The organism is Mesorhizobium sp. Cs1299R1N3 (assembly GCF_037179625.1).
GTDB classification, from domain to species: Bacteria; Pseudomonadota; Alphaproteobacteria; order Rhizobiales; family Rhizobiaceae; genus Mesorhizobium; species Mesorhizobium salmacidum.
On record NZ_JAPYKQ010000044.1, the window covers coordinates 1 to 1,050 of the forward strand.

At 57.8% G+C, this 1,050-nt stretch carries 2 pseudogenes; both read right to left on the reverse strand.

The window, feature by feature from the left end:
- Positions 1 to 555: 555 nt before the first annotated feature.
- Positions 556 to 881 (reverse strand): annotated as a pseudogene (locus O7B34_RS31855) (type II toxin-antitoxin system ParD family antitoxin).
- Positions 882 to 936: 55 nt separating this feature from the next.
- Positions 937 to 1,050 (reverse strand): annotated as a pseudogene (locus O7B34_RS31860) (IS630 family transposase); the annotation flags it as partial.

Here is a 1,050-nt window from a genome sequence, read left to right on the forward strand (position 1 = left end):
TCTTGAATTTCGTCGAGGGCAGTCTTAGAAGCAAACTTCTTCGTCGCCAGCGGCGCACCGCCCTCGTTCGTGAGGCGTATATAGTCGCCACCCCGACAAACTGTCAACACCGATCTCAGATGTTTTTTCGATTTTTCGCGGAGATATCCACTGGGCCGAAATTCGTGAGTTGGCTAGGCTGAGTTTCCACGCCGCTTTCCGCGGTTGGTCACGCCTGGGATACTCGCCTCAGACCCCATGCCGAGCATACTTCGCTTTGAAAAACTGGCGTCCCCAAAACGGCCACCGAACGCGCCCGAGCGGCTTTCAACGCCGATTCTCCAGCAATTCCGGTGTGGCGTTTCGGCCCGCGTAGAAGACACCCAGGATCAGCACCTGCTCGCCCTCGACCGCGAAGCCAATGCTGACCGCCGGTAGCCAAGAATCCGCAGCCCAGGCATGATCTCGATCCGCTCGGTGCCTCCCTGTGGAAAAGTCGACAAGCCCAGACAATGATCGCGGATGTCAGCGGCAAAATTCCGCGCAATCGCCGGCGACGCCCATTCGGCTATGTCGTCATAGAATGTTCGAGTTCGGCTTGTGCCACGGGATGAAAGACAATCCGGCATCCCATTCCCTACTTGCTTTCGCCTGCTTCGCGCGATGGCGTGCTTCAAGCTCGGAAGAGACCGTTTCGGCTGGAATTCCCTTCGTCGAATCCTGCTGGAGCTCGGCCAGACGCGCGGGAATTTCCTCGCACAGCCACTTTCCCCCTCCGCCTCGAAATCCTCGAGTATGCGCAGGCCGGCGCGGACAACCTCACCGGCATTGTTGTAGCGGTCGAACTCGAGCTGCTTTCTGATGAAGCTCTCACAGTGCCCGTTCAAAGCGCAGTTGGGCATGGCGACCTCCTGGGGGAGATCATGCGTCGAGCGTCATTGATGACACTAGAGCCTTTCACGTTTTGACGGAAGCGTATCCTGCGTTTTCGAAGTAGTTCTTACATTCGGCTGCCTCGATGGTTTCGACGAGATGTCCGATGTGGCGCCACGTGTCCTCGACGGTGCGTTT